The sequence below is a fragment of the Erysipelatoclostridium sp. MSK.23.31 genome, assembly GCF_019125875.1.
Taxonomy (GTDB): Bacteria; Bacillota_I; Bacilli_A; order Erysipelotrichales; family Coprobacillaceae; genus Thomasclavelia; species Thomasclavelia ramosa.
In genome coordinates, this window is the sequence record NZ_JAHOCB010000088.1 from 1 (window position 1) to 2,856 (window position 2,856).

4 protein-coding genes are annotated in these 2,856 nt (G+C 28.0%); all 4 read left to right on the forward strand.

Going from position 1 to position 2,856, the window contains the following annotated elements; genetic code table 11:
- Positions 1-300 precede the first annotated feature (300 nt).
- Positions 301-732, forward strand: a complete 432-nt coding sequence (locus KSU54_RS18280; RefSeq protein WP_054322873.1) for a hypothetical protein — start codon at positions 301-303, stop codon at positions 730-732.
- An 85-nt stretch (positions 733-817) separates the two neighbouring features.
- Positions 818-1,030 (forward strand): hypothetical protein, encoded by a 213-nt coding sequence (locus KSU54_RS18285; RefSeq protein ID WP_217746756.1) that lies wholly within the window; start codon positions 818-820, stop codon positions 1,028-1,030.
- The gene (locus KSU54_RS18290) at positions 1,030-1,287 is read left to right on the forward strand and encodes a hypothetical protein (RefSeq protein ID WP_217746755.1); all 258 of its coding nucleotides are present in this window, start codon (positions 1,030-1,032) and stop codon (positions 1,285-1,287) included. The genes KSU54_RS18285 and KSU54_RS18290 overlap by 1 nt, the downstream gene beginning before the upstream one ends.
- Positions 1,288-1,859: 572 nt before the next feature.
- Positions 1,860-2,783 (forward strand): hypothetical protein, encoded by a 924-nt coding sequence (locus KSU54_RS18295; protein ID WP_217749045.1) that lies wholly within the window; start codon positions 1,860-1,862, stop codon positions 2,781-2,783.
- The last annotated feature ends 73 nt before the right edge of the window (positions 2,784-2,856 follow it).

Consider the following 2,856-nt stretch of genomic DNA (forward strand, 5'->3'; position numbering starts at 1 on the left):
AATTGTACGCAAAAAACCGCAAATTCAAGTGATCGTGTTTCACGATCACAATTTAGGGTAAAGGCAGTCACCAAAAAAGTTATAATTGTGATAGATTGCTAATTTACCTTTTATGTATTATAATACAAGTGCCTGTTGGTGACATTCGTCTCTAATCTTGCTGGATTAACGAATGTCTTTTTTTGTTTATAAAAAAACATTATAAATTTATACTAAAGAGTAGACAATATACCTTTTATGTGATATAATGAATATAGAAATAAAGAAAGGGGTACTCAAGGGAGTACAAAGGTTAAAAAAATGAATCAAAAATTCTTATTGAAATGGACAGAAAAAGGACCGATAGTAATTGAGACGAAAAGCAATATTATTAGTTATGAAACTATAAAAAATCATGTTGCTGATTTGGTAGATTATGTATCCTATATAGATTTTGGGAATACTAAATACGAAATTATAGTAGATGATGAAGGCATATGTAAGAAACTGCCAATTACTTTTATTGTAGTAGACAAAGTAAATTTAAAAATCTGCTCACCGCTTGCTGGACCTTGCTTAATTGTAAAAAGTGATAGTGAGGGAAATAATTTACCATTAGAGTTTGAAGATGTAATAAAAATCATATTACATGTAAAAGAAGTCGAAGGAAAATACTTTATAGAGTTGGATAATGAATATGTTAATAAAACAAATGAGATGTTGATGAAATTCTTTACATCTAAGTGTAGGTAGGTCATTTGACCTACCTACACAAAGTATATTATGATATATAAAGAAGAAGGTCAAAAAATAGTATAAAAATAGAAGGAGTAGAAAAATGGATGCTAAAAAAATAAATCTAGATACTTATCCTACACTTAATAATGTATGCTTAGTACCTAAAGATACTTTAAAAGAACTTATTGATTATTACAAAGATAATGAATATATAAAACAACAGTTAAAAGAAGTAGAGGAAATAAAGCAGGGTAAGAGAGCGAGTAGAGATATTGATGATGTTATAAGTTTATTGGAGAAAAATGGATTATAATGTATAAAATTATTGTAGATGAAACAGTAACATTGTTTTTTCTAGAAAATAAGATTAGTGTATCTAACACTTTAAAAAAAGTAAAAAATAAACTTGAACTTTTTCCTAGAAGTTATGAATCTTATAAAAATCATGATAATATAAGAGTTATTAAAGTAGAAAATTTACTGTTGTTATATATAATTGATGAAAGTGAAAAAAAGATTTACATTAAAGATATTATTTTTTCTAAATCAAAAGTAACATTTAAATTGTAATAAAGGTAGGTCAAATGACCTACCTTGTTAATAAGGTTCAACAGCTTGTTATTTGTCAATAAACGAAAAATAATTTTTTACTGGACCTGAAGGCCACAATAAAAATTTATTTTATCTTGACTGCTGCACAGTCATTATTGACAAAAACATTTTTTGCTGTCCGACTTGCTCGGCAAGTCAAACAAAAAAGAAAATAAAATTTCCTTTTCTGTTTTCCTATGCACTCCCAATTGTACGCAAAAAACCGCAAATTCAAGTGATCGTGTTTCACGATCACAATTTAAGGTAAAGGCAGTCACCAAAAAAGTAATAATTGTGATAGATTGCTAATTTACCTTTTATGTATTATAATACAAGTGCCTGATGGTAGATATTCGTGTGTCTTTGGTCGGATTAACGAATATCTTCGATAGTTGTCAGTTCAACATAAAACTGTAATTGTTGGACTGATTTTTTGTTTCTAAAAAAGTATTATAAATTCATACTAAAAGGTAGACAATATACCTATTATATGATATAATATATATAGAAATAAAGAAAGGGGTACTCAAGGGAGTACAAAGGTTAAAAAAATGAAAAGAAAATATTATGAAGTAAATGAGGGGTTAGCAAGAACGGCAAAAAGTATCAATAGTTTTAGTGATTATGTAGAAAATACAGCAACTAATGAATACAAATATTATTGCGATAAAGTATATGATGTTCTTGAAAAAATTATTGAACAGAAACCTAATTTGGCTGAAAAAGCAACTTATAAAGTAGATAGATATTGTAGAAAGTTGGCAGATTATTACAATGCTTATTACAAAAATGAAGCTTCATGTCCCTCGATTTTAATTACGGGTGCTGGTAATTTTCCAATAAAAAAGAAAAATGCTCAAAATAAGAGAAGGGAAAAATTACATGAGACATGGAAATATTTAGAACAACAATCGGAACAAATAAAAAATTTGTTAATTATGGATCAACCGATTTTATCAAAAAATCAAGATGCAGTTGAGCTATTGGAAGAAAAAATTGCTAAGTTAGAAGAAGAACATAAACAAAAATTATACTGGAATAAATACTATAAGAAAAATGGTACTTTAAAAGGTGCTGAAGGACTGAGTGACAAACAAATTGAAATAGTTGAAGATTTTGTTAGAAGAAATCCTTCTTTTGCACCGTTTAGTGTTACTAATGATACAGCTAATATAAGAAGGTATAAGCAGAGATTAGAAAAAATGAAGGAGGCTAAAGCAACTGGAACAAAAATTGAGACTGTTAATGATGAAAATAATAACAAACTATTCAAAGTAGTAAAAAATACTGAACTTATGCGGCTTCAATTGATTTTTACGGATAAGCCCAATGATGAAGTTAGAACCATTTTAAAGAAGAATAGTTTTAGATGGTCACCAAAAAATAATGCATGGCAGAGGCAGTTAACAGAAAATGGAATGTTTGCATTAAAAAGGGTAGTAAATGAAATTAATAAGCTAAGCAAGCAGGGTTAAATATAAAGGTAGGTCATTTGACCTACCTTGTTAATAAGGTTCAACAGCTTGTTATTTGTCAATAAACGAAAAA